Here is a 26,284-nt window from a genome sequence, read left to right on the forward strand (position 1 = left end):
ACCCTCTTAGGAATAAGACGTTTTTCGCTGTGATTTGTCCACCGCGAAATAAAATTTTACAAAACGCCCGGAGTCGGCTCCTTCGCTTCCCAGTTCGAAGGTTCATAACCCGAGATCGTGTAATCGATACGATTCAAGCTGTAACCTTTACCGTCCGCTTCTTCCGGCCAAAGGCCGCCGTCGGAGTAGAGGAGCGCATCGGAGACGTGGTAGTAGACAATCGTCGAATCCTTCAGGTCCTTTGCCACTTCGGAAGGTTCTTCGACCGAGACCTTTTCGCCGCGGTTCGAAAGCTTACCCGTATACTGGAAAACCTGAACGGAATCGGCAAGCACGCCTTCCCACTTTTTGCGGAATTCGTCTACAGTAATGCTCACCGACGTGTAACCGTCCGTATCCGTATAAGAAGACGGGATAAGGACTGCGACTTCACCTGGTTCGAGCGTATGGTTCTCTCCAAATTCAAAGCCGACACCGCCGATTTTCCAGCCTTTGTAGCTCAAGTTGAGCATAGGGCGGAGCGTTACCGTCGAATCACCCTTGTTCACGATTTCAAGGAATTCCACGTCGCCGTCGAGCGGATTGTAGAAGACTTCGCTGATGTAAATCGGTCCGAGATCGATTTCGGAATTCCTAGCGCCTTCAGTCGGTTTCTGCAAAGTTCCCTGCTGGGTCGACCCGTCGGAAAGTTCGATTACGCCGGCAGAAAGCCCCGTCGGGACGGCGGAATATTCCATGCCCGATTCCACACCGGTCACTTCACCATCCTGCACTTCACGCAGGTAAACCGCTTCACCGCGGGCGACAAAAGAAACGCTTGACTCGTTACCGTCTTCCGTAAGGAGCGTGTGCAAAGAAAGGTAAGCGCCACCCGCAATCGTCGTTCCGCTCGGAATGTAACGGACGCTGTCTTTTGCGTCAGCACGGACAACCTTCCATCCGCTGATGTCCGTTTTCGAAGTTCCCGCATTGTAAAATTCAATCCAGGAGCCGGTTTCGTCGCTGTGGTACGGCATGATTTCGTTGATGCGCACCGAGGAAGTTGCATAATAAGGATCTTCGGTCGAACCCGGATTTCCGTTCACGATCTTGCTCGCCGCCCAGGATTCCGCATAGGCAGGATTTTCTCCCATGTAAACGAGAGAGCTCCCATTGCCATCGGCAAGACTTGGCCAAGGAGGATTGTTGTCGTAACGGGCGTCAAAGTCGCCTTTACCGTCGAGCTTCACTTCCAACACGTCGCCCGAGTTCGAAAGCTTAAAGCCGGCGTCCCACTGGAACAGGCGCCCCTTGTAATCCGGATACTTTTCACGGAAAAGCGCCGAGTCTTCCGTCACCACGATGATTTCACCCTTGTCGAGTGCTTCATCGGGGAACGTAAATTCCACAGCGCCGTCCAAACGCAAATTCACGTTGGACATGCTGGAAAGGGATGTTCCCGAAAGGGTGAGTTCCACAAATTCCGGATAGCCGTCCGCCGGATGATACATGAGTTCCGTCACGGCCATCGCCGGGATCGAAACGGTACGCGTTTTTCCACTGCTGCTTTCGGAGCAGGCTGTCATGGAAAACGTAGAGAGCATGGCGGCGGAAACCGCCAAGGGTAATATTTTTTTCATGCAAAGATCTCCTTCGAATCTTCAAAGTTACCTGCCAAATATGGGAAGCGCGCATCGCGGAAGTCCTTCGGCTTTTCGTAAACGCGTTTCCATTCGGCAGCTGCATTTCCGAACTTAGAAAATGCGCCATGCTTTAAATTAAAACGACGAATCAAATCGAGCATCCAATAAGGTACCTGCAAAGCCGGACATTTGAGTTCAAGCACAGCATTGCAGTCCTTTTGGAAGAATCTCGGAATACCCGTAGACCACATTTCCTGCGGATTCACGGTATAATCGAAGCCGTTTTCTTCGCGGAAGCGCATTCCCATATCGATCGTCACACGGGAATATTCTTCGCGAGTGCCGAACCAGGCGCGACGCTTGTACTGCGTGAGCAGTCTCGGATGTGCATTGTGCAGCCACGTCTTGTTCAAGAATTCGCGGATGTATTTGCGGTCCTGGTCCGTTTTGCACGGCCATTCCTCTTCCGGGTGTTCCCAGACAAAGGAAGGATTTACGCCTTTGATGGTTCCACGGCTCTTGTAGCAGACACGTCCGATTTTGCGTTTGCATTCAAAGTGAAAAAAGCCGTCATCGGCCGGATGTTCCCCATACGTGCGGACGCGCATGTTGAAACGGTCCAATAGCCCCGCCTTTTTCCAGCCGAGGAAAGTCCAGCGCGGCGAATCCAGGTACAAATTCGTAATCCAATAGAATTTACCCGGTGTGATTTTGGAATAGTAGTCCTCTTCACAGTACGGCTTCAAGAACTCGCCTATCTCGTCGGCGAGTGATACTGGAATATGATACTTGAGCTCGAATCTTTCGAGCAGGCTGAATCCGCGCGCTTCACTCATTTTGCAGGTCCCGCTTTCAAATGATTCGTCACATCGGTACGCGCAAGCGCACCCATTCTGTCGAGCATATCCAAGTAGATGGTAAAGATGTCCATATCGAGCTGAACAATCTTCAGCTGGCTCTGCAAGGAGCTTTCCTTGGCGCGCAAAAGAAGAAGAGGATCGTTGCCCGCCTTCGTCGCAAAGTCTTCGAAGAGCGCGCCCTGGTCCACCTGTTCCACGAACTTCTGCTGCACATCGCGTTCCGCGATTAAGCCGAGGATTTCTTCACGCAAGCGTTCCACCTTCTGGCTCAAATCGCGCTTCGCTTCCTGGTAGTCGCGTTCGCTTTCGAGAACGTCAATCTGGCGCTTGAGGTTTGAATTGTCGTTTCCCGAGAAGAACGGCAAACGAATAGCGACAGAGGCATAGAACTTGTCTTGAGTTCTGCGGTCGTCGTCGGTACGCTGCAACTGCCATTCTTCTGTGCAAGAAGAACCAGAGCAGGACTGCGTCACCCATTTGTACTTGTACTTTGCATGCACGTACTTGTAGCCGACGCCGATCTTCGAAATGAAATTGCGTTCACCGGCCGCGTCCTGGCCCGCCTTCTTTTCGTTCACCAGCCACTTGGCTTTCGCGGCGGCGACGTCGGCGTACTTTTCCGCATCCATCGGCATGTCCTTCAGAATACTCTTCAGCTCATCTATCGTCGGAAGAAAATTCGAATCGATCGAAACGGAATCGTATCCCTTCACAAACGAAAGGAGCTTGAGTTTCGAATCGTTCATCGAGTTCGAATCCGCCACGAGCTTTGCACTGATCGCAGCCTGTTCTTCCATCGCCGTCACCAGGTCCTGCAAACGAAAGGTTTCAGAACCCGCCAGCGCCTGCAAGACTTCAATGCGGTCCGCGGCGATCTGAGCGAGCTGTTCATGGATCAAACGGATCTGCTGGCGCAGCACGTAACGCAGAGCGTGTTCATAACGTTCAAACATCACTGCGGAACGGTCGTAGTTCATCAGCGCACGCTGATACTCCACCTGGCTCTTCCAGTAAGCTTCATCCGCGGATCCTTCGCCAAACGCCTTCGGCTTGATCTTCAACTCGAAATCATGTTCAAGGAATCCAAAACCGTCGAGCGTATATTCAAACTCGAGATCATCCCAAAGTCTGGTGCAAGAACGGCCCCCGATAGCAGTCTGCTTCTTTTGCGAAGCCTGAATAACGGGATCTTCATCCGCAGACGCAACGAGCTTGTCCCACGTGAGAGGCTCCGCGACAGCGCATGCCACGAGAATCCCGCACCAAGCTAAAGTTTTCATTCCTGACCTCCCTGGATCGCAGAGTTTTCCAAGATCTTCGGCATTTTGCTTTTTTCCGCAATCGTCACTTTTTCGCCGAGAAGGAGACCGTTCTTGTCCGGAACGCGAATCATCACTTCACGACCGTAGAGCGGCATATCGACCATCTTAAGCAAACGGATCGGATACGGAACGATGCGGCTCGACATTCCAAGCACTTCACCATCCATGCGTTCACCGGAACCGCTGATCACTTCGATCGCGTCACCGACCTGGATGCGGGTGTACACCTTTTCGTTGATGTAGCCGCGCACGAGAGTCACCGCCTTGTGCGTCAAAGTGATGATCGGGTTGTAGCTCGAAATTTTTTCGCCGTCACGCGCTTCCACAGTCGCCACGACCCAGCCTTCCTTGGCGATGATCGTCAGTTCCTGCTGTTGCTGCTTCAGGATGTCCATTTCGCGGCGGAGCGCTTCGGCTTCCGTCTTGTTGCTGGACTTTGCAAGGCCCTTGCTACCGCGCAGAAGACGGATCTGGGAAGCGGCATTCGATTCCGCAATTTTCAATTCCTGCTTCAGATTGCGAATGGAAAGCAGAATACCATTCGAGCTGTCTGTCTTGATCGAAGTCGAAATGCTCTTGAGCTTCGAAGAAATCGCCTTGTTCTGTTCGTACTGCTGACTGAGCTTGTCAATTTCAAGAAGAATCGTATTGCGCTTGATGTTCAAATCCGATTGAATGCTCGCCACTTTCTGATCGATGTCCGCCGAATTCAAATTGGTACGGCCTTCGAGAGCGTCGAGTTCACGGGTAAGCTCGTTCATACGCACAGCAAGATCCGGACGGCTGAGTTCCACAAGCGTATCGCCCGCCTGAACTTCCTGACCAGGAATCACGTGAATTTTCACGACTTCTACCGCTTCCGGCATACTGACAGTCGTTTCCGCAGCTTCCGCAATACCCGAGAACACAATCTTCTGACCGTGGAAAAAATAACCGAGGGCAATAATCGACGCGACCGCAAAAATCCAAGCGATAAGCATCTTGTGCGATTCGATTGCATGAAAACGCGAAGAGTTCAGATCTGCCAATTCGTCTAATTTTTTAGAGAAACCCATGATAGCCTCCTACACTTCCGTCGTCGCGTCTTGCATCATGAAGTGAATGTCCGAAATGCCCGGGACCAGAGTCAGCTCCTTCAGCACTTCATTTGCCGGGCGCTTGCGGCGCAGTCGAACCTGGTAGGCTACATCAATGCGTTCTCCTCCGTCCACCTCTCGCATCGTAATCAGCACAAATGTCTTGATATTCGCCCGCATAATCTTTTCTAACTGAGCGCGGGATTCCGAATTATTCGGCATTGCAAAACGGAGCATACCGTCGAAGAAATTCTTGGTACCGAGTCCCGAACGGGAAAGCACAAAAGCGATTACACAAAAGGTCAAGGTTCCACCCGCAGCGATACCCCAGGCAAACACACCGCAGCCGATGCCCGCGCCGAGTGCCGCAAACAGGAACATGATATCGCGCGGATCCTTGAAGCTCGTTCTGAATCGAACGATGGAAAGCGCACCGAGCATACCGAGACCACGACCCACATTATCACCGATCGCCTGCATCACCGTAGCTGCTACCACGGAGCTCAACACGAGCGCCTGCACAAAATTCCTCGAATACGAAAGACCGAGGAAGGTATGTTCATAGGTAAAACCAATCGCTGTAGAACAGACGAAAGCGAGAAGCAGCGTGTACGCCATCGTAATAACGGTCGGATAAGCTGCGCTAGATTGGACTGTGAGAAGATCTAACATAATGCACTCCAAAAGGTTATACCCTGAAATTAGATTCAGGCAAAACGGAACGCATCCAAATAAAAGTTTAAAAAGCGCATTTTCACCCCATTCCGTAGGTCAAAAAGCGCCCTTCGGGATTTTTCATCCCTTTTACATTCAACTTTCTGAAATTTCGCAAGAAAAGGAGCGACAAATCCGCCCCTTTTCCCACAAAACCATCCCGATTTGGAACTTTTACGCCCAGTCGTTAAACGGGTTCCACGGCGTCACTGCTGGATTCCTCAGGCGTGTTCGTCGGCTTCGAAACAATCTTCATAAAGAGGATGCCGAAAATCGCCGAAGCAAAGCTGCCTGTCAAGATACCGACCTTCGCACCGGCAAGATACGTCGCATGCGCCGGATCGCCAAAGGCAAGGCCTGCCACAAAGAGAGACATCGTAAAGCCGATACCCGCAAGCATACCGCCACCCAAAAGGATTTTCCAGTTCACACCGGTCGGAAGCATACAGATCTTCGCCTTGATCGCAGCAAAAGACACAAGGAAAATGCCGAGCGGCTTACCGATCACAAGGCCTAGCGCCACGGAAAGCGTAACGAGGCTCACCGCGCTCGGTTCAATAACCACGCCCGCATTCGCCAAAGCGAAGAGCGGCATAATCACAAAGTTCACCCACGGCTGCAAATGCGTATTCAAACGGCCCTGCAACGAACCGCTTTCACGGGAAGTCTTTTCGAGCATCGCAAGCACTTCCTTACGCTGGTCGTTTGTCATCGGGCGGTTTTCCTTCACCGCGTCGCCAACCGTCACAATCAACTGATCCATGTAAGCGCGCTTCACCATCGGAGCCACCGGAGTCAAAAGACCAATGATCACACCGCAAATGGTCGGATGCACACCGCTCTGCACAAAGCAGAACCAAGAGATAACCGCCAGTACGCCGTGCACAAACAGGTTGCGAATGCCCAAGCGGAACGAAAGCCAGGTCAAAGTGAGGAAGATAACGGCAATGCCCAAGGCGCTCCACTGCACACCGCTCGAATAACCCACAGCCACCACGATAATCGAACCGATATCGTCCGCAATCGCAAGCGTCAAAATCATCACTCGCAAACCATGCGGAATACGCGTACCGAGAAGCGCCATACAGCCGACCGTAAACGCAATATCCGTCGCCATCGGAATGCCCCAACCGTGGTGAGCTTCACCCGGGCAAATCACCAAGTAGATAACCGCCGGGAATATCATACCGCCGATTGCCGCGAGCACAGGCAAAAGAGCCTTGCGCATATCGTGCAATTCACCGTGAACGATTTCGCCTTTCACTTCAAGGCCGACCGAGAAGAAGAAAATCGTCATCAAGGCATCGTTCACAAGCCAGCCGAGGGTCGGCGCATGGTGAAGAGCCTTATCGATGCTCCACGGTCCAATCGTAAAATTGAACGGAAGTGACCAAAAAGCGAGATACGTTTCATTTGAAAGGTTCGCCCACAAAAGCGCGATAATCGTCACGGCAATGAGACCGATACCAGCCGTCGATTCAATTTTCAAGAATCGCTGCACCGGCGCCACGAACTTGTCGATTGCCTGCAACGGAACCTTTGTACCAAGGACTTCTTTTTCTTCCATTCTGTTAAACTTCCTTATATGAAAAGAACAACGGGGCGTTAAAATTACAAAAAAAACAAGAGCATAAAAAAAGGCCTCATGAAACATGAAGCCTTTAGAACAAATTAATACATGTGCGGAGGCGGCCAACGCGGATTCTTAGAACTCATATCGACCTTATAGAAGTTCTTGTCGAAACGACCGTCATCTTCACCATAGAGGCGCATCACGTAACGAGACATCCACTTCGCGATTTTCAGAACGGTGAGCTTGTGACGCAGACGGCCCTGGCAGTCACGGTTCATAATATCCGGGATAGTGTTCGTCGTAAGGATTTCATCGATAGCCGGACTGTTGAGCTTTTCACGGGCTTCCGGGCTAGAATTGAAGTGAGACACGCAAAAGCAAACGCGGTTCGGCTTGCCGGTCTTCAGGTAGTCGCAGCATCGCACGATTGTAGAACCGGTACGGACCATATCGTCGAACACAATCACGTCCTTGCCCTTGAGGTAGTCGAGCTGGACTTCACTTTCCGGAGAAAGGGACATGCTGACTTCACGTTCGCCAGTACGAACCTTGCTCATGATCACGCGTTTGCACTTCGGCAGCTGGAGAGCGTCGAACATTGCGTTCACAAACGGAGTTGCACCTTTATCCGGTGCGACGATGACGAGGTTATCGCCGTCCTTCCCGGTCTGCACAAAGTTAGAAGTCTTGATGTAGTGGGCATACATTTCCGTCGGAATCATGTTGTGGAAATGACCACCGAAAATTTCGCTGTAAAGGTTCTGGACCTTGACCGAGTGGTTATGCACTGTCACGACTTCGTCCACGCCCGCTTCCTTGAGGAGCTGAGCAAAGAGAAGAGCGGTAAACGGCTGACCGTCAAACTTCTTCAGGTCTGCAACCGGACGATCCTTTTCGAGATCGCCGACGCGGTGGGCTCCGCGGTCCTGGGCACTGTAGAACAGGTCCGGTTCCACGAGAACAACGCCTTCGGCGCCATTTTCCTTAGCGGCACGGGCCAAAATGCAGACGCGCATGGCAAGGTCGTTACGGCTCCACTCGTGAGAAGTCGACGAGCAGATGAGGACGATCTTGCCCTTGAGGCGCTTACCGATGTTTTCGTCATCGTAAACGTCGAGCATGTAACGTGGACAGAATTCGGTGTTCGCATAGGTTTTGAGCGAAACCGTATCGGAAATGTCTTCACGAAGGCCGATGTATTGAGCAATGTCAATCGCAAACGGGTCGTCAGTGAAGGTTCCAGTAACAATGAATCGATCTTGCATCCAAGAATCCTTTTTTGGGGGTATCCTAAAGATAGAAAATGATTTCTTTTGTGTTAAGGCAAAAGCTTCGCACGAAAGACTTTCACAAAAATGTCGATTTTTATACAAAAAAGGGAAGATGCAACGAACAATCCAAAACCCATAAAAACGAACCCGCCGGCATAGCCGGCGAGTTTGAATACATATAAAAAGGCCCAGGCAAATGCCTGAGCCTTTCGTTGCAACTTTTCGAATTACTTCAAATTGATGCGAGCCGTGTACTTCTGGCTGCCCTGCTTGACAATCAAGAATGCCGGGCCGCGGAATCCGGTAGAGAGCTGAACGCTATTCGTGCCAGCCTTACCTGCGAAGTTCTGCTGAGAAACAACCTGGCCCAGACCGTTCAAGAGAAGAGCCTGGCCCTTCGCTGCACTCGAAGCGGTGAACATCGCCGTGACCGTGCCACGCTGAATATTCACATGCATCTTGGCAGGGACTGACGCTGCCTGCTTCTGAATGCCTTGTGTTCCCAAAGAACCGACCGTCAGAATCTTAGCCGGAAGTTCCGGAACCACCAATTCCGCATTCTTAATAATGCCTTCCGTTTCGCCCGTCACCGACTTGTTAAAGGTGGCGAGAGTATCTGCAGAACCGTCTTTCTTCAGAAGCACGATGTTATCGATCGTAACCGTTCCCGTCACCTGCGTGCCGTAAACGTTGATACCAAAAGCCTGAACGTTTGTCGGCGTTGCAAGATCCATTCCGTTCGAGCTCAGCGGGAACACATAATTCGCCCACTGCCCATCCAGGATATCGTCTGTCGAAAAGTTGAAATCGCTCCACGCCCAATTCGTGCCGGACATGGCAAACGGGCTAAGAGCGATCCAGCCATAAGATTCTCCCTTCAGAGGGGCATAGTCCAAATCCACCTTAGCGAGGAAGGAAACGCCTACATAGTTGCTCCAATCCTTACCGCCGACATTCAAACGGAATGTACCCGTTTCGTTCGTATCCGAACTAGCTTTCGTATAAGTCAATTGAACCGCACGGTTAGAAACGTCGAGGCTTGCCGTCACGAGGGAGTCAATGATGTCGCCTTCCAAAGTGTCAAGACCGTAAGCAGAACGCATCGCATTCAAAACGTTGTAATCGTAAATGCCGCTGTGGCCATTCTGACGCAAAATAATCGTGTGATCGGCATCTCCTTCAGCACCGATATCCCATGCGAACGGAACAAAGCCATACTGGTTCGAAAGTTCGTTCACTCGCTTGTACCAAGTGACTCGGGAATTCAAATGTTTGCGAAGGTTTTCGCCCGAAAGTTGCGGGCGTTTGATCACCGCATATTCACCGATGACCACCGGGTAACCCTTATCGACAAAGGCAGCCTTGATAGCCGCGAAGACAGAGTCCGTATAAGCCGGACCTGCATACTGATTTTCGTTCAGCACATAAGTCGTATCGTTTCCAGAGATCACCTTTTGACGGTTTGCATTGTGAGCGATATCCGTCGTGGAATAGTTTTCTTCGCCCCAGTAATAGAAGCAGTTGCCCCAGTATTCATCTTGTTTCATCAAAGAGAACTGATACGGATAGAAGTGGAATTCCGCCATCAAATAACCAACGCCCGCCGGATCGCGCGGCATGTTATTGGCAAAAAGGGAAAGCATCAAAGCTTCATCGGTACGCGGAGCCTGCACGACGATCGTACGGGTTGCGTTGTTTCCGCCCGTAGAGCGGACTGCGTTAATCATCGTTTCATGATAGCGATTCAACAAAGCCACACGTTCTGCAGTAAACTGGACCTGGCCAGACGAAAGCCAAACGTCATTCACGCCCGGTTCGTTTGCACTGCCGAAAAGCACATGTTCGTCGAAATCCTTGAACTTGTTTGCAATCTGCGTCCAGAACTGGCCCTGGAGCTTGTTCACCAAGGCAGAGTCCGTCGTTGCGGTAGACGATTCACCCGTAGGATGGGAACCCGCAAAAACATTGTCTTCAAGCCAACCGGTATCCCAGTGGCTGTTGAGGAAGGCATACATGCCGTTGTCGACAACCATCTTCACGACGGTGTAAACAGAGTCGAGCCAACCTTCGTTAATGGTACCCGTCGTCGGATCGGCATGGGTATACCAAGCCGTCGGAATACGCACCGACGAAAAACCCGCCTTTGCAATATCCTGAATGTACTGTTCAGTCGGGAACGAGTTGCCCCAGCAATTCATATTGGTGCAAGAGCTTGTAATAGGCACTTCCATCGTGTTACCGATGTTAATACCAAAGCCCATACTCTGCTGGATGGTAGCCGCATTCGGAAGAGCCCACGCCTGAGCGGCAAGAGCCGTTGCAGCCATCAACGGAATCAAGTTTCTCATAGACCAACCTCTATATATAGTGACAGCCTAAATCTAAATTTCTATGCGTCCAAACACCCGAATGTAAACTTTTGTTAATTGCAAAATCTTTTGCAATTTAGTTAGATCACTCCATTCGCTTCCATTTTAGCGATTTTCCCGCAAAAAGGGGAACAGCACCATCTACAATCTCCGGAACCGTCCACGGGTCTTCGACATAGACGACCTTTTTTGTCTGTCGCGGAATCCGGTAAAAATCCGCACCAAAAGCGCCGATAAAGTTCGAAAGTTTGTCGAGTTCACCGGCTTCTTCAAAAATCTGGATCAAAGCTGGGACGGCGACCGGAGCCGTATAGACGCCTGCCGCACCACAGCAACATTCCTTTTTGCTCTGAGCGTGAGGTGCCGAATCCGAGCCGAAGAAGAACTTCGGATTTCCGCTGAACGCCGCTTTTCGAAGCGCTTCGCGGTCTTCCGGGCGTTTAGGCGTCGGCTTGCAAAAGTGATGCGGCTGAAGGGAACCGCCGATGATATCGTCCAAGGTGTGCAACAGATGGTGCACCGTGATCGTCGCCGCCACGTTCTGCGGCAAGCGAAGGACCTCTTCCACGGAAGCCTTGGTCGAAAGATGTTCAAAAACGATGCGCAGTTTCGGAAAATGTTCTGCCAGGTATTCCACGCGGCGGATAAATTCCTTTTCGCGGTCGAGGCAGAAAGCGGTCGGTTCTTCACCGTGAATGCACAGCACCAGTCCGAGTTTTTCCATTTCGGCGACGACAGGGAGAATGGAATCGAAGTCCGAGACGCCGTCTTCGCTGTTCGTGGTGACGCCCGCCGGATAATACTTTCCGGCAACGGCACCCGCTTCTTTCATCTGCTTTAGATCTTCCGGGGTGAATTTCGCATTCAGTTTGAACGTCAAAAGCAAATCGAGGCCCGGAGCGGCCTGCTGAATCTGGGATCGGTAATCCTGAATTTGTGCAGCACTTGTAATCGGCGGAACCGTATTCGGCATCACGAGAATGCGGCCAAATTCCTTCGCAATAGACTTTGCATAGTTTTCTAGCAACACGCCTTGGCGAAGGTGTACATGGAAATCATCGGGTAACGGAAGTTCTAACATTTTCATCACAAAAGAAAATAGCATTTTTAATATATATTAAGGTCATGATTCCCCTCCGCAAACTTCTCGTTCCCCTGTCTTCCATCGCCGTCCTCTGTTCTTGCAGCGTAGAATTTGATACCCGCGGAGCCGAACGCCTGCAGTTCAGCTACACAAATCCGCCCAACATCAAAACGGACTATGAAGTTCTCCTGGGAAATCTCGAAGCGAAAAAGTATCAAGACATTCACGGGCCAGTTAAACACATTTCCCAAAAGAACTACGTCATCGCCAAAGACGCCGACGGCAATCTACTCGAGCCCCATTTTTCGGGAACCGTCGAAATCCACCACCTGCCGACAGGCGAAATGGCAGATTTCGCAAGCTATGACAGCACAGGCAGCTTAACGAGCCTTGCCCAAGTGATTCACAAGGCAAACCGTCGCGAAATCTACGTCCACGTTTTTGATTCAAACCGAGACTACGTTTACTTCCTCGGAAACGACAACCGCATTGTCGAAGAAACGGGAACGCCTTTCTACCGTCAAAGCCCGGTCGACCATTCCTGGAATTCCGCAGACGGGCATCTCTCCTGGGAAGAAAACAGCAAGCATCAGATTATAGCCGCCTCGGGCAACACGCCGAGCGTCCAGTTCCGCCATCTGTACGAATATGGCGAAAACGACTCCCTTGTCCGCATTGTCGCTATGGATGCAAACGGCAAAAAAATCGGTTCGATCAAACGGGAATTTCAAGATTCCCTTTTAAAGAAAGTGGAATTCCGATTTGATGAGCGTCTGTTCTACCCCGATCTTTTGAATTATACCGAAACGTACCAGTACGACTCCAAAGGCCGTTTAACGCATCTCATCACCCAGCATTCCAAAGCCTGGTCCCCCAAGAACGACACCGTCCTTTATGTTTACCGCGACAGTGCCGACATTTCGGAACGTACCGTTTACCGCCACGGCGAAAAGGAATCCCGCACCGTTTACGACTCCCACGGAAACGCCGTCCTGATCGAAACACACGGATCCTTTGTGTATGAAGGCGCTGACGGTACCGCAGAATCCTACGATGTTGAACGCCTTGTCCGCAAAATCGAATATTACGAGTCGCCCGCAAAAAAGGATTCCACGGCAACGGACTCCGTGGCACAAGTGCCCCAGGAAAAGCAGGACTTCATTTCTCTTTCCGCAGACGAATTCTTCCGCGAAACCAAAGACTCTTCCGTTTATTACTGCATTCCTTCCAAGGGTCGCATTTTCTGCCGTACCTTGAACAAAGTTCCGGGAACGCTCTTTTTAAACTTTATCGAAAGCATCACCTATAAAAATACAAGCGAAGTCTTCCTCAAAAAGAATGCGGCAAAGCCGACAAGTCCGCGCCTTGTTTCGGGCGGTAAATGCGCTTTGGTTTTGAACACGAGCGTAGAAGACAACGGGATTCTCTTTACCAATTCCCTCGTAAAGATGAAGCGGAATCCCTACTCGCAATTCTTTGGAGATACACTTTCGTTCTCCACCCAAAAATTCCCCTGCAAATTGAAATAAGAAACCCCAAAAATCAGTCGTCGATTTCGACAACCTTTCGGCTATTGGTAGAACCCATCGCAACGCGGACCGCGCTTTTGGGCTTTTTGAAATATTCTGCGATGACTTTACAGACAGCTTCGTTCGCCTTGCCTTCAACGGGAGGCGCTTTCACGTCAACTTTGTAGGAGCCGTCGGGTTGCGGAACAACGCTTTCGCGTTTGCTCCGAGCATGGACTTTTATCTGGATCTTCATTCCGGAAATTCCGGAGCCTGTTCCTTTTCCATCGCGGCAAGCAGGTCGGACTGGCTCTTGATCATAGCGCGGATGCGGATAAAATAGTTCGTGCGGAGCTGCTTCAGCTGTTCGATTTCAGAGCGGAGATCTTCGGCTTCGCGCTTCGTATTTTCCACTTCGTGCTGGGCGCGGGTCTTTGCTTCGGCAACAATCAGTTCGCCTTCCTTTTCGGCGTTGCGCTTGATCTCTTCCATCGTGCGCTGCATTGTGACCGCCGCATCCTGAATCGTCTTTTCGATTTGCTTGTAATAGTTCACACGTTCTTCTGCAATTTTCAAACGTTCCGTGAGCTCGGTACGGTTACGACCGGATTCTTCAAAAGCCTTGGCGGCCGTTTCGAGAAAAGCCTTGACCTCTTCCGGGTCAAAACCGCCAAAGCGTTTGGTGTGGAAAGTCTGGTTGCGGATGTCGAGCGGCGTGAGTTCCATGAAATAAACCTCTGATTACCCATAATATAGGATTTAAATTTTAGGCGGAATGTGGAGTGAGATAAAAACCATCCCTAAAACCGAACAACCGCATTTACTCCGCCACGCTTTTCGATAAAATTGAGTTCGGGGAAAATCATCAATTGCAGCGCACTGGATTCGCCACCGCGCTTTCGCAGCTTATAACGATCGAGCGCAGCTTGGTATTCATCGCGCTTATTGGCATGTCCTTTGTGGACAATATACTTGTAAGTGTTGTACGAAAGAACAGGAATACCCACGCCAAGAAAAGGGATGGAAGTTAATAGGCTTAAAGATCCTAAAACATTCCCGGCAACATTCTCGTAAGGATCGTTTGAATTGTACAATATGGCGTATAGTCCAAACCCGACAAGAGCCCCCCCTACAACGGTCAAACTCCCCCCTGCAATCATTCCAATCACATTTGGCCTGGAGTACGCCTGGTAGTTTTCTTCCGCAATCAAGTCATAATATATCTTGGCGCTATCGATCGTTGATTGAGGCGAAGTAATCTCGTGACCAAAACTGAAATTATATGAAACGGCAAAAAAGAATGCGACTATAATTTTCTTTAAATTCATTGCTCTAGCTTCCCGTCCAACATCTTTTCAATTGTTATAATTCCTCCATGCTTTGTTTTAACGGTCCATTGAAAAATCACGATGTTCAATCGAATATTTTATTGATGTTGGTTCTTCCTCGCATATTTCGTAAAGATCGAAATCCTTTTTTATTTCAAGCGGGATGTTTTTACATGATCTCAAGACCGAACCAATCATCATGGAACTATTCGGCAACAGCCGATAATTAATTTTTGTTATTTGAGCTTGAATTAAAATTTTACCATCCCTAAAACCGAACAACCGCATTTACTCCGCCACGTTTTTCGATAAAATTGAGTTCGGGGAAAATCATCAATTGCAGCGCACTGGATTCGCCACCGCGCTTTCGCAGCTTATAACGATCGAGCGCAGCTTGGTATTCATCGCTTTTTCTAAGATGACCTTTATGGACATTGTATTGATAGATATTATATATTAAAATGGGAGTTCCAATAAGGTAAAAAGGAACTGATATGGCAAGCATAATGCTACCGGCTATTGTCGTAAAAATCTCATCGGTTGCATCACCGTTTTTGTAATTCATCCCATATATTCCTCCGACCAAGAAAAATGTACCTACTCCCATAATTCCACCTCCAACAATCATGCCGACAATATTTGGCTTGTAATCAGAATTATAATAGTCGTCCCTTAAAATCCCGCCCAGCCCGCATAACTATTGGGAAAAACTGATTTCTACCCTGTGAAAATATTGCAAGGTTTTCTAAAATATGATTGAAAACCTTGCAATTTTTTATGTACAGACCGCCAAAATCCCACGCACAGACAAGCCTTTTCTGTTCCCTTGAGGAGCAGTTGAACCACAAGCATTCCCTCTACGTTCTCGCGAACAAGATTGACTGGAACAAGTTCGAGACCGAGTTTTCGAAACGGTTTGACGACAAAATGGGTGCGCCGAACAAGCCGATCCGTCTCATGACCGGGCTCATCATCCTGAAGCACATCCGCAACGTATCGGACGAGTCCGTCGTGGAGCAGTTTCAGGAAAACGCCTATTACCAGTATTTTTGCGGAGAACGGTTCTTCTCGACGGAGCAACCCTGCGACCCGAGCGAACTTGTTCACTTCCGGCACATGATTGGCGAAGCGGGCATGGACATGATCCTCAAGGAAAGTATCCTCGTCAACGATGACCACGATAAACAAGGACCGACAGGATGCGGCACGGTCTTTCTTGACACGACCGTGCAGGAAAAGAACATCACGTTCCCTACAGACGCCAAACTTGCGAACAAGATAATAGAACAGGTACAGAGGATCGTGGAAGAGCATGATCTTCCGCAAAGACAGTCCTACAAGAGAACCTTGAAGAAGGTCCATCGTGACCAGCGTTTCCGCAATCACCCGAAGAACGGCAAGAAGGCTCACAAGGCAGATCGCAGGCTGAAGACAATCGCGGGACGGCTCGTCCGTGAATTAGAGCGAAATCTCGCCAGCAAGAACTTGTTGAACACGTACAAAGAAAAAATCGAGCTTTTCAAAAAAGTTCTGGCACAGAAGAAATGCGACAAGGACAAGGTCTATTCGCTTCACGAACCCGAAGTAAAATGCATCGGCAAGGGCAAGGAACACAAGAAATACGAGTTCGGCAACAAGGTGTCAATCGCCCGGAGCTACAGCGGCATCATTGTCGGCGCGGTCTCGTTCCGGGACGAGTATGACGGACATACGATAGACGATACGCTTGACCATGTTGAACAAATGCTTGGATTCAGGCCGAGCCAGGCCGCATGCGACCGAGGCTACCGCGGACAAAAGGAATCCGGAACGACAAAGATCGTGATACCGGACGTCCCGAAGAAAAACGCGACTTACTACCAGAAGGAAAAGGCTCACAAGCTTTTTTGCAAGAGGGCAGGCATCGAGCCTATCAACGGCCACCTGAAAAGCGACCACCGTATGGGTAGAAATTTCTACAAGGGAATCTTTGGCGACATGCTCAATGCAAAGCTTGCAGCAGCGGCGTTCAACTTCAAGAGGGCCATGAGGCGCTTTTTTGTCCTGTTGGAATGGCTATACTGTTGCTTCCTTTGCCGGGAAGGGGTGAATAAAAACGGCGAACCTCCTTATCCTGCGCTCGCGAAGTGACTTTTTAAGGGTCAACTATAATACTCTTTAGTAATCAATTCGTGGTATATTTGAACGCTATCCACATTCGTTGATTGAGGCGAGATCACCTCGTTGCCAAAGCTTAAGCTATATGAAACGGCAAAAAAGAATGCGACTATAATTTTCTTTAAATTCATTGCTCTAGTTTCCTATCCAACATCTTTTCAATTGTTATAATTCCTCCATGCTTTGTTTTAACGGTTATATCCATTGAAAAATCACGAAGTTCAATCGAATATTTTATTGATGTTGGTTCTTCCTCGCATATTTCGTAAAGATCGAAATCCTTTTTTATTTCAAGCGGGATGTTTTTACATGATCTCAAGACCGAACCAATCATCATGGAACGATTCGGCCACAGCCGATAATTAATTTTTGTTATTTGAGCTTGAATTAAAATTTTACCATCCCTAAAACCGAACAACCGCATTTACTCCGCCACGCTTTTCGATAAAATTGAGTTCGGGGAAAATCATCAATTGCAGCGCACTGGATGCGCCACCGCGCTTTCGCAACTTATAACGATCGAGCGCAGCTTGGTATTCATCACGCTTATTGGCATGTCCTTTGTGGACAATATACTTGTAAGTGTTGTACGAAAGAACAGGAATACCCACGCCAAGAAAAGGGATGGATGCGCAAATGAATAATCCACCAACAGCTCTACCAAGAGCATCGCCAAAGGTTTGAGGATTTGAAGCATCTAATATGGCGTATAGTCCAAACCCGACAAGAGCCCCCCCCACAACGGTCAAACTCCCCCCTGCAATCATTCCAATCACATTTGGCCTGGAGTACGCCTGGTAGTTTTCTTCCGCAATCAAGTCATAATATATCTTGGCGCTATCGATCGTTGATTGAGGCGAGATCACCTCGTCGCCAAAGCTTAAGCTATATGAAACGGCAAAAAAGAATGCGACTATAATTTTCTTTAAATTCATTGCTCTAGCTTCCCGTCCAACATCTTTTCAATTGTTATAATTCCTCCATGCTTTGTTTTAACGGTTATATCCATTGAAAAATCACGAAGTTCAATCGAATATTTTATTGATGTTGGTTCTAAAATCTGGGCATATAAAGCTGTATCTTGCATACCCGAAATTTAAGTAGTTGACCCTTAAAAAGTCACTTCGCGAGCGCAGGATAAGGAGGTTCGCCGTTTTTATTCACCCCTTCCCGGCAAAGGAAGCAACAGTATAGCCATTCCAACAGGACAAAAAAGCGCCTCATGGCCCTCTTGAAGTTGAACGCCGCTGCTGCAAGCTTTGCATTGAGCATGTCGCCAAAGATTCCCTTGTAGAAATTTCTACCCATACGGTGGTCGCTTTTCAGGTGGCCGTTGATAGGCTCGATGCCTGCCCTCTTGCAAAAAAGCTTGTGAGCCTTTTCCTTCTGGTAGTAAGTCGCGTTTTTCTTCGGGACGTCCGGTATCACGATCTTTGTCGTTCCGGATTCCTTTTGTCCGCGGTAGCCTCGGTCGCATGCGGCCTGGCTCGGCCTGAATCCAAGCATTTGTTCAACATGGTCAAGCGTATCGTCTATCGTATGTCCGTCATACTCGTCCCGGAACGAGACCGCGCCGACAATGATGCCGCTGTAGCTCCGGGCGATTGACACCTTGTTGCCGAACTCGTATTTCTTGTGTTCCTTGCCCTTGCCGATGCATTTTACTTCGGGTTCGTGAAGCGAATAGACCTTGTCCTTGTCGCATTTCTTCTGTGCCAGAACTTTTTTGAAAAGCTCGATTTTTTCTTTGTACGTGTTCAACAAGTTCTTGCTGGCGAGATTTCGCTCTAATTCACGGACGAGCCGTCCCGCGATTGTCTTCAGCCTGCGATCTGCCTTGTGAGCCTTCTTGCCGTTCTTCGGGTGATTGCGGAAACGCTGGTCACGATGGACCTTCTTCAAGGTTCTCTTGTAGGACTGTCTTTGCGGAAGATCATGCTCTTCCACGATCCTCTGTACCTGTTCTATTATCTTGTTCGCAAGTTTGGCGTCTGTAGGGAACGTGATGTTCTTTTCCTGCACGGTCGTGTCAAGAAAGACCGTGCCGCATCCTGTCGGTCCTTGTTTATCGTGGTCATCGTTGACGAGGATACTTTCCTTGAGGATCATGTCCATGCCCGCTTCGCCAATCATGTGCCGGAAGTGAACAAGTTCGCTCGGGTCGCAGGGTTGCTCCGTCGAGAAGAACCGTTCTCCGCAAAAATACTGGTAATAGGCGTTTTCCTGAAACTGCTCCACGACGGACTCGTCCGATACGTTGCGGATGTGCTTCAGGATGATGAGCCCGGTCATGAGACGGATCGGCTTGTTCGGCGCACCCATTTTGTCGTCAAACCGTTTCGAAAACTCGGTCTCGAACTTGTTCCAGTCAATCTTGTTCGCGAGAACGTAGAGGGAATGCTTGTGGTTCAACTGCTCCTCAAGGGAACAGAAAAGGCTTGTCTGTGCGTGGGATTTTGGCGGTCTGTACATAAAAAATTGCAAGGTTTTCAATCATATTTTAGAAAACCTTGCAATATTTTCACAGGGTAGAAATCAGTTTTTCCCAATAGTTATGCGGGCTGGGCGGGATTTTAAGGGACGACTAAGTAAATTACGCCAAGAGAGGGTTCAATTTACCCACACATATTCGGGAAGAGATTACAAATTTAGCGGATTCCAAATTTTTCGTCGATGAAAGACGATTTCAAACAAGTTAAATTTTAGTCCCGATCTCTTCCAGAATAGCACAAAGGACTCTTCTGGCTTCGGGTTGGATATTTGCCGGAACAATTTCCTTTCTCCAGTTTTCAAGACATTGTTCCGAAGGCATTTCCAAATCAAGCATATAGCGTGGACTATGTGTAATTGCCACATCTGCCCTTGTTCTTGGTGTGTCTGAAAAAATGGTCGCTCCCCAAAAACCGCCTATTCAAACCGCAACGCTTCGATGGGGTCGAGCCGAGAGGCTTTTCTCGCCGGATACCAGCCGAAGAAAACGCCCGTGGCAAAGCAAACGCCAAAGCTTACCACGACGCTCGAAAGGGTAATGCTCATCGGCCAGTTCAAGAAGAGCTTCACCCCGGTCGTCGCAAGCACGCCGAGCAAAATACCCACCAGGCCGCCAAGAAGACTAATCATCACCGATTCAAAAAGGAACTGCAATAGGATATCCCAACCGCGTGCACCAATCGCCATGCGAAGGCCGATTTCACGGGTACGTTCTGTCACCGAAACATACATGATGTTCATAATGCCGATACCGCCCACGAGAAGGCTAATTCCGGCGATTGCCGTCAGCACAAGCGAAAGCAAATCCGAAGTGCTCGTAATCATTTCGATCATTTCTTCCTGCGTGCGTACGCGGAACGGATCCCTCGGTTCTTTCCACGAACGACGTTCCTTGAGAATTTTCATGATCTCTTCGCTTGCAAGGCTCGCATAGCCTTCGCCGATCGAGTTCGCGTAGATAGTGCGAATGTTCGTCGTCGCATTAAAGCGTTTCATCACCGTCTGGTACGGAGTAAAGATGACTTCATCCTGGTCCTGCCCGAAGTCGCTCGAACCTTTTGCCTTTAACGTGCCTATCACTTTGAGCGGAATGTTTTTATAACGGATCGTTTTGCCAATCGGGTCCGTATCCGGGAAAAGCGTCGAGACGACCGTCTGCCCGATGACGCAAACCTTTGCCATGCGATCCGCCTTGTCGTCAAACATCACACCCTGATCGATTTCATAATTGCGAATCTTCAAATAATCGGAGCTGATGCCCGAAAGCGAAACGGCTTCATTCTTGTTGCCGACAATCGCTTGCCCGCTCGCTGTCACCATCGGAGAAACCCCGTTGATGTACTGCGCCTTTTCACGAAGCGCAATCACGTCCGCTTCTTCAAGCGTCACGGTCGAAGAGTTCGCATCGAGCTGTACACCGCCACGGAAAGAAGAACTAGGCATAATCGTAATCGCATTCGTTCCCATCGCCGAGATCTTCGACTTGATCGACTGTTTGGAACCTTCGCCCATCGCAACCATCGTAATGACCGCCGCGACTCCAATCACAATGCCGAGCACCGAAAGGAAAGTGCGCATGCGATTGCGGAGTAATGCGCGGAATGCAATTTTGATGAGGGTGAAAGGACTCATACGGACTCATCCTCATCGTCAAAAGTTTCCGGAGGCGGAAGCGCCATAAAGGCTTCATGCGCATTCTGGACATCTCCATTCGGCGTATCGCGCTTGATCTGTCCATCGCGTAAAACGATTGTGCGGCTGCTGAAAGTCGCAATGTCCGGTTCGTGCGTCACAAAGACGATCGTCTTTCCACGGGAATTCAGCTCCTGAAAAATTTCCATGATTTCATAGCTTGTACGCGTATCCAAGTTTCCTGTCGCTTCATCGGCAAGAAGGATCACCGGGTCGTTCACCAGGGCGCGCGCAATCGCGACTCTCTGCTGCTGACCGCCCGAAAGCTGATTTGGCAAATGGTTCATACGCGATTCGAGGCCGACACGTTTTAACGCTTCGACAGCGCGGTCGTGACGTTCGGACGCAGAAATTTTGGAATTGTAAAGGAGCGGAAGTTCAACATTTTCAATCGCCGTGGTGCGGGCGAGAAGATTGTAGCTCTGAAAAACAAATCCGAGCTTACGGCTTCGAATACGCGCCAAAGCATCGGACTTGAGTTTTTCAATATGGTTCCCGTCGAGAATGTATTCGCCAGAAGTCGGCTTGTCCATGCATCCCAAAATGTTCAGCATGGTACTTTTTCCCGAACCGCTCGTTCCCATGATCGTCAAAAATTCTCCCGAGTATACATCAAAGCTCACGCCCCGCAGAGCGTGAACCGTTTCGTCGCCCATTTTAAAATCACGACGGAGATGCAGAATCGAGAGAATCGGATCGTTCATAGCTTCCTATTGTCTGCCTTATAGGTTAGATGCTTCAGAACGTAGCCGGTTGCATCGAAATTAAAGTTTCTTCACGACGAAGAGATGGCCCGGAGCCTTATTCGGATCGAGACGCACAAAATTCTGCGAACCGCGCCAAACATAGGATTCATCCGTAATCAAATCCTTCACAAAGAAGAATGCGTCTTCCGCAAGGCCGAGCTTCGACATATTCAAAGCGATTGTGCCTTCCTGCGGATTATGCATGTCCATATTCGCTACGCAAAGAATCGTATCGTCATCCTTCTTCTTCGAGTACACCATCAAATTGGAATTTTCCGCATAGTGGAATTCCAAGTTATCGTATTCCTGAAGAGCCGGGTGATTGAGCTTTGCCATATTCACGCGACGGACAAAGTCGTGGATGTTCACCGGGGAATCCCAGTGGTGCACCTTGTACTGGTACTTTTCACTGTCCCAAAGTTCTTCCTTGACCGGAGAGGCGACATTTTCGCATAGTTCATAACCGTTGTACATACCGGTCAAGCTCGAAAGCGTACCGGCGAGGAAGTAACGCTGCTTGAACTGTGCCGGGCCCTGACTTGCCAAGTACTTCGGGAAAATATCCGGAGTCGTCGGAAAGAGAATGCCGCGCATGTATTCTTTGGCATTGCTCTGGGTGAGTTCCTTGAAGTATTCTTCAAATTCCCACTTCTGTTCACGCCATGCGAAGTACGTGTAGCTCATATCGAAGCCGGCTTTCGCCAAACGGTGCATCATCTTCGGACGGGTAAAGGCTTCTGCAAGGAACACGAGTTCCGGGCGCTTTTCCTTGACTTCGCGCACGAGCCATTCCCAGAACGGGAACGGTTTCGTATGCGGGTTGTCGATGCGGAAAATTTCGATTCCCTTGTCGGCCCAGAAAAGAATGATGTCGCGAATCTCTTTCCAGAGAGCCTTGTAATTCCTGTTGTAGTAATCAAACGGATAAATGTCTTCGTACTTCTTCGGCGGGTTTTCGGCAAACTTGATCGATCCGTCCGGTTCGTGGTAGAACCATTCCTGATGCTTCTTCGCATACGGATGGTCCGGGGAACAGTTGAGAGCGATATCGAGAGCGAGGCGAAGTCCCTTGGAACGGGCGGCCTTGGCGAAGTGTTCGAAGTCCTTCATCGTGCCGAGTTCCGGGTCCACGTCGAAGTGGCCGCCGAACTTGTTGCCGACTGCATACGGGCAGCCCGGTTCAAGCGGTTTGCCGTTCTTGTCGACCTTCGCGTGCAGGGCGTTGTTTGCGCCTTTACGGTTCGTGATTCCGATTGGATGAATCGGGACGAGATAGACCGTATCGAATCCGAGGTCGCGGATATAATCCAAGCGAGCTTCGCAATCCTTGAAGGTAGCGCTCTTCGTCGGATCGTTACCCTGGCTCTTCGGCCACATTTCGTACCACGTACCGGTGCGGGCGTAAACCGGATCCACGCGGAGTTCGTAGACCGGGCTTTCTGTCGGAACGTCTTCCGGGGAAATGGTCCAGGCGATGATCTTGTAATCGTAATAGCCGATGCTATTAACAACAAATTCACCTTCCCACATGTCGTTATCGACAAAATGCATCGGGACTTTACGCCAACGCCGTTCCGAGCGGTGCTTATACACAATCGCCGCATCGTACTTTTCATGGCTATGACGGAAGATGTCCGCCGTAATTTTTACCGTGTCGCCCGGTTCACGCTTCAACGCGAAGCGGCCCGCATCCACGGAAGGTTGAATGTTTTCGATAACGAGATTGTCTTTTTTCGAAGGGATTTCAGCCATAACTTAAACCTTCTTTACGTGAATTACTTACCCGGTTTAACAACAAAGTTCACGAGCTTACCTGGAACGGCAATCGTCTTCACGATCGCGACGTCGGTGAGGTAAGTTTGAATTCGTTCATTCTGCTTTGCAAGTTCGATCATCTGATCCTTGGTCGCATCCTTCGGCATCGAAACCTTGGCGCGAAGCTTGCCGTTCACCTGGAACACGACTTCGACTGTCGAATCCACAGCCTTGGATTCATCGGCAGACGGCCATGCGACGTAGGCGAGGCATTCCTTGTGACCGAGCTTTTCCCACATTTCTTCGGCGAGGTGCGGAGCAAACGGCTGAAGGAGCTGTGCAAAAATTTCACAGGCTTCGCGATAACGTTCCTGAGTCTTCGTAAGTTCGTTGTTGAAGATCATGAGCTGGCTGATCGCCGTGTTGAAGCTCAGTTTTTCGATAGCGTCCGTGACCTTGATGATGCTCTGGTGCATCACCTTCGAAAGATCTTCCGGCATCGAAGCATCCGAATACGTCACGGAATCTTCTTCGCCGATTACCGCACGGTAAGCGCGGGAAAGGAAGCGGAACATGCCTTCAATACCCTGGGTCTGCCACGGCTTCACCGCATCGAGAGGGCCCATGAACATTTCGTAAAGGCGGAGGGAATCGGCGCCGTACTTTTGAACGACGTCATCCGGATTCACCACGTTCTTCAAAGACTTACTCATCTTGGCGACAATCTGGTGAAGTTCCTTGCCCGTGCCTTTTTCGAAGAACTTGCCGTCCTTGTTTTCCACCTGGTCCACAGGGACCTTCGAGCCCGCAGCGTCTTCGTAGGCGTAGGCAAGGATCATGCCCTGGTTGTAGAGCTTGTGGAATGGTTCATCCGTCGAAACGAGTCCAAGGTCAAAAAGAACCTTGTGCCAGAAACGGCTGTACAACAGGTGAAGCACCGCATGTTCTGCACCGCCGATATAAAGGTCTACCGGCATCCAGTACTTTTCAAGTTCTTTCGCCACAAATGCGTCACCGTTGCACGCATCGATATAGCGGAGATAGTACCAGCAAGAACCTGCCCACTGCGGCATCGTGTTCGTTTCACGGATACCCTTGCGACCGTTCTTGTCGACCACGTTCAGCCATTTCGTCGCACCTGCAAGCGGAGACTGTCCGCCGTCGCCCGGCTTAAAGTTTTCGACTTCCGGAAGGAGCACCGGAAGATCCTTGTCGTCCACGGTCGAAATTTCGCCATCTTCCCAGTGGATAATCGGGAACGGTTCGCCCCAGTAACGCTGACGGCTGAACAGCCAGTCACGAATCTTGTAATTGACAGTCGCCTTGCCTATCTTGTTCGCTTCGAGCCATTCGATCATCTTCTTGATGCCTTCCTTCTTGGAAAGGCCGTTCAAAGAGAGCGTTTCGTTCGAGCTCTGAATGTACTTGCCATCTGCCGGCCAGCAAGCTTCACCCTTGAGGACGAGTTCCTTCGTTTCTGCCGGGCAAGAAGCGTCCGGATCCATGATGCAGATAATCGGAAGATTGAACTTCTTGGCGAAGTCGAAGTCACGCGTATCGTGAGCCGGGACCGCCATGATAGCGCCCGTGCCATAACCCGTGAGAACGTAGTCCGCAATCCAGATAGGGATCCTTGTGCCGGTGAGCGGGTTCACCGCGTAAGAGCCGGAGAATACGCCTGTCTTTTCCTTGGCGAGTTCCGTGCGGTCCATATCGCTCTTGAGAGCGGCGGCGTGAACATAAGCGGCGACCGTTTCCTTGTTTTCTGCGGTCGTGAGTTCATTCACCATTTCGTGTTCCGGAGCGATTACCATGTAGGTCGCGCCAAAGAGCGTATCGCAACGGGTCGTGTAAACGCGGAGATGCTTTTCGGTTGGCTTGCCATCCTTATCAGCAATAGCGAAGTCCACTTCAGCGCCTTGGCTCTTACCGATCCAATTCTTCTGCATGTCCTTCACGCCTTGCGGCCAATCGAGATCGTCGAGGCCCTTGAGCAGGCGTTCCGCATAAAGCGGTATGCGCATGAGCCACTGCTTCAGGTTCCGGCGTTCGACTTCCTTCTTGCCGCACTTTTCATGGGAACCGTCCGCAAGGACTTCTTCGTTTGCGCAGACGATCTTGCAGTGTTTGCACCACCAGACCTGAGCGTCGGCGTAGTAAGCGAGACGCTTGGAGTCGCGGTACTGGCGGACGGCGCTTGCTCCGAGAGCCTGAACATCGGCAGGAATCGGAAGTTCCGAAATCGGTCGGCCCTTCTGTTCTACCTCATCAAACCAAGTGTTGTAAAGACGGGTAAAGATCCACTGCGTCCACTTGTAATACTTCGGATCGGTCGTGTTGATTTCCTTGTCCCAGTCATAGGAAAGTCCAAGGCGCTTAATCTGGCGACGGAAGTTATCGCAGTTTTTCTGAGTCGTCACCGCCGGATGTGTACCGGTCTGAATAGCATACTGTTCCGCAGGCAGACCAAACGCGTCCCAGCCCATCGGATGAAGGACGTTGAAACCACGATTACGCTTATAACGGCAGATGATATCTGTTGCGGTATAGCCTTCCGGGTGACCCACGTGAAGGCCCGCGCCCGAAGGATACGGGAACATATCCAAGCAGTAGTACTTCGGCTTGGACATATCGGTTCCGGTTTTAAAAGTCTTATTAGAATCCCAGTAAGACTGCCACTTGGTTTCAATCTGTTGCGGATCGTATTTAGCCATTTT

General features: G+C 50.0%; 23 protein-coding genes. 2 read left to right on the forward strand and 21 right to left on the reverse strand.

The window, feature by feature from the left end:
* Positions 1–56: 56 nt before the first annotated feature.
* The 9 genes from BGX16_RS05895 to pyrC all read right to left on the reverse strand — a co-directional run bounded on the left by BGX16_RS05895 (position 57) and on the right by pyrC (position 11,888).
* Positions 57–1,619 (reverse strand): lamin tail domain-containing protein, encoded by a 1,563-nt coding sequence (locus tag BGX16_RS05895; RefSeq protein ID WP_100425217.1) that lies wholly within the window; start codon positions 1,617–1,619, stop codon positions 57–59.
* Positions 1,616–2,458: a polyphosphate polymerase domain-containing protein gene (locus tag BGX16_RS05900; protein WP_100425218.1), complete on the reverse strand. Its 843-nt coding sequence runs from the start codon at positions 2,456–2,458 to the stop codon at positions 1,616–1,618. The genes BGX16_RS05895 and BGX16_RS05900 overlap by 4 nt, the downstream gene beginning before the upstream one ends.
* Positions 2,455–3,762, reverse strand: a complete 1,308-nt coding sequence (locus BGX16_RS05905; RefSeq protein ID WP_100425219.1) for a TolC family protein — start codon at positions 3,760–3,762, stop codon at positions 2,455–2,457. The genes BGX16_RS05900 and BGX16_RS05905 overlap by 4 nt, the downstream gene beginning before the upstream one ends.
* Positions 3,759–4,859 (reverse strand): HlyD family secretion protein, encoded by a 1,101-nt coding sequence (locus BGX16_RS05910; protein ID WP_100425220.1) that lies wholly within the window; start codon positions 4,857–4,859, stop codon positions 3,759–3,761. Before BGX16_RS05910 ends, BGX16_RS05905 begins: the two co-directional genes overlap by 4 nt.
* 9 nt (positions 4,860–4,868) lie before the next feature.
* Positions 4,869–5,552 carry a DUF4956 domain-containing protein gene (locus BGX16_RS05915; RefSeq protein ID WP_100425221.1) on the reverse strand — a complete coding sequence of 228 codons (684 nt, stop codon included), beginning with the start codon at positions 5,550–5,552 and terminating at the stop codon, positions 4,869–4,871.
* Between the two features lie 229 nt (positions 5,553–5,781).
* Positions 5,782–7,161, reverse strand: coding sequence for a Na+/H+ antiporter NhaA (gene nhaA, locus BGX16_RS05920; RefSeq protein ID WP_100425222.1), 1,380 nt, complete (start codon positions 7,159–7,161; stop codon positions 5,782–5,784).
* A gap of 104 nt (positions 7,162–7,265) precedes the next feature.
* Positions 7,266–8,432: a ribose-phosphate diphosphokinase gene (locus tag BGX16_RS05925; RefSeq protein WP_100425223.1), complete on the reverse strand. Its 1,167-nt coding sequence runs from the start codon at positions 8,430–8,432 to the stop codon at positions 7,266–7,268.
* Positions 8,433–8,665: 233 nt separating this feature from the next.
* Positions 8,666–10,786, reverse strand: a complete 2,121-nt coding sequence (locus BGX16_RS05930) for a glycoside hydrolase family 5 protein (protein WP_100425224.1) — start codon at positions 10,784–10,786, stop codon at positions 8,666–8,668.
* Between the two features lie 106 nt (positions 10,787–10,892).
* Positions 10,893–11,888 carry a dihydroorotase gene (pyrC, locus tag BGX16_RS05935; RefSeq protein ID WP_198514870.1) on the reverse strand — a complete coding sequence of 332 codons (996 nt, stop codon included), beginning with the start codon at positions 11,886–11,888 and terminating at the stop codon, positions 10,893–10,895.
* A 44-nt stretch (positions 11,889–11,932) separates the two neighbouring features.
* Here pyrC and BGX16_RS05940 point away from each other — a divergent pair, with 44 nt between their 5' ends.
* Positions 11,933–13,420, forward strand: a complete 1,488-nt coding sequence (locus tag BGX16_RS05940; protein ID WP_100425225.1) for a hypothetical protein — start codon at positions 11,933–11,935, stop codon at positions 13,418–13,420.
* Positions 13,421–13,433: 13 nt separating this feature from the next.
* Here BGX16_RS05940 and BGX16_RS05945 read toward each other — a convergent pair whose 3' ends face one another.
* From BGX16_RS05945 to BGX16_RS05965, 4 genes are all read right to left on the reverse strand, one after another.
* Positions 13,434–13,655: a DUF167 domain-containing protein gene (locus BGX16_RS05945; protein ID WP_100425226.1), complete on the reverse strand. Its 222-nt coding sequence runs from the start codon at positions 13,653–13,655 to the stop codon at positions 13,434–13,436.
* On the reverse strand, positions 13,652–14,125 hold the full coding sequence (locus BGX16_RS05950; protein WP_100425227.1) for a DivIVA domain-containing protein: 474 nt from the start codon (positions 14,123–14,125) through the stop codon (positions 13,652–13,654). Before BGX16_RS05950 ends, BGX16_RS05945 begins: the two co-directional genes overlap by 4 nt.
* A 74-nt stretch (positions 14,126–14,199) precedes the next feature.
* The gene (locus BGX16_RS05955; protein ID WP_100425228.1) at positions 14,200–14,727 is read right to left on the reverse strand and encodes a hypothetical protein; all 528 of its coding nucleotides are present in this window, start codon (positions 14,725–14,727) and stop codon (positions 14,200–14,202) included.
* A 268-nt stretch (positions 14,728–14,995) separates the two neighbouring features.
* Positions 14,996–15,334, reverse strand: coding sequence for a hypothetical protein (locus BGX16_RS05965; protein WP_157797898.1), 339 nt, complete (start codon positions 15,332–15,334; stop codon positions 14,996–14,998).
* Positions 15,335–15,504: 170 nt separating this feature from the next.
* On the opposite strand from BGX16_RS05965, the gene BGX16_RS05970 reads away from it, so the two are divergent.
* Positions 15,505–16,857, forward strand: a complete 1,353-nt coding sequence (locus BGX16_RS05970; protein ID WP_198514820.1) for an IS5 family transposase — start codon at positions 15,505–15,507, stop codon at positions 16,855–16,857.
* Positions 16,858–17,011: 154 nt separating this feature from the next.
* On the opposite strand, the gene BGX16_RS05975 is transcribed toward BGX16_RS05970, so the two are convergent.
* The 8 genes from BGX16_RS05975 to leuS form a co-directional block, all read right to left on the reverse strand.
* Positions 17,012–17,308: a hypothetical protein gene (locus BGX16_RS05975; protein WP_100425231.1), complete on the reverse strand. Its 297-nt coding sequence runs from the start codon at positions 17,306–17,308 to the stop codon at positions 17,012–17,014.
* Positions 17,289–17,819, reverse strand: coding sequence for a hypothetical protein (locus BGX16_RS05980; protein WP_100425232.1), 531 nt, complete (start codon positions 17,817–17,819; stop codon positions 17,289–17,291). The genes BGX16_RS05975 and BGX16_RS05980 overlap by 20 nt, the downstream gene beginning before the upstream one ends.
* Positions 17,816–17,971 carry a hypothetical protein gene (locus BGX16_RS14555; RefSeq protein ID WP_157797899.1) on the reverse strand — a complete coding sequence of 52 codons (156 nt, stop codon included), beginning with the start codon at positions 17,969–17,971 and terminating at the stop codon, positions 17,816–17,818. The genes BGX16_RS05980 and BGX16_RS14555 overlap by 4 nt, the downstream gene beginning before the upstream one ends.
* A 32-nt stretch (positions 17,972–18,003) precedes the next feature.
* A complete protein-coding gene (locus BGX16_RS05985; RefSeq protein WP_198514820.1) occupies positions 18,004–19,356 on the reverse strand; it encodes an IS5 family transposase in 1,353 nt (450 codons plus the stop codon).
* A 435-nt stretch (positions 19,357–19,791) separates the two neighbouring features.
* Entirely contained in the window at positions 19,792–21,006 is a 1,215-nt protein-coding gene (locus BGX16_RS05990; RefSeq protein WP_100425233.1) for an ABC transporter permease, read from the reverse strand.
* Complete coding sequence (locus tag BGX16_RS05995; RefSeq protein WP_100425234.1) at positions 21,003–21,770, reverse strand: ABC transporter ATP-binding protein; 768 nt, start codon at positions 21,768–21,770, stop codon at positions 21,003–21,005. The genes BGX16_RS05990 and BGX16_RS05995 overlap by 4 nt, the downstream gene beginning before the upstream one ends.
* A gap of 60 nt (positions 21,771–21,830) precedes the next feature.
* Positions 21,831–23,564 (reverse strand): maltotransferase domain-containing protein, encoded by a 1,734-nt coding sequence (locus tag BGX16_RS06000; protein WP_100425235.1) that lies wholly within the window; start codon positions 23,562–23,564, stop codon positions 21,831–21,833.
* Positions 23,565–23,587: 23 nt separating this feature from the next.
* Positions 23,588–26,281 (reverse strand): leucine--tRNA ligase, encoded by a 2,694-nt coding sequence (gene leuS, locus BGX16_RS06005; protein ID WP_100425236.1) that lies wholly within the window; start codon positions 26,279–26,281, stop codon positions 23,588–23,590.
* Positions 26,282–26,284: the final 3 nt, after the last annotated feature.

It is taken from the genome of Hallerella succinigenes (assembly GCF_002797675.1).
In the GTDB taxonomy this organism is placed as follows: Bacteria; Fibrobacterota; Fibrobacteria; order Fibrobacterales; family Fibrobacteraceae; genus Hallerella; species Hallerella succinigenes.